At 43.1% G+C, this 339-nt stretch carries 1 protein-coding gene; it reads right to left on the bottom strand.

Annotation, left to right across the window (positions count from 1 at the left end):
* Positions 1-339 (bottom strand): transposase (locus lacNas_RS12230; protein ID WP_201346903.1); only part of this gene is annotated, 339 nt, incomplete at both ends.

Raw genomic sequence — 339 nt, 5'->3', positions numbered from 1 at the left:
GCACTTGTAGGTCAAGATCTGCTTAAATTTGCCAAACATCGACCGGTGAACACCCTTTGAAGCTACGTGGCTCATCAGCATGCCCTTAACTGACAGATTTTCGATCACGATCTTGTCGTAGTCATTAACCAGTTCGGTCGTAAACTTCTGCATCAAGTCATTTTGGATATTACCTGCCTTGCGATAGCATGCTTGAAGCTTGGCTTTCGTCTTCAAGTAATTCTTGCTTTCGCAAGCAGCTTCTCCATTTTTGACTTGCTTTTTAGCCAGCTGCCTTTGATAGTGCTTGATTTTTTTATAAATTCTATCAAGCTTCTTAGGCAGTACGTTCACCCGGCC

Origin of the sequence: Lactobacillus nasalidis, from assembly GCF_016587775.1 — a bacterium.
In the GTDB taxonomy this organism is placed as follows: domain Bacteria; phylum Bacillota; class Bacilli; order Lactobacillales; family Lactobacillaceae; genus Lactobacillus; species Lactobacillus nasalidis.
This window is presented reverse-complemented; position numbering and strand designations above follow the sequence as displayed.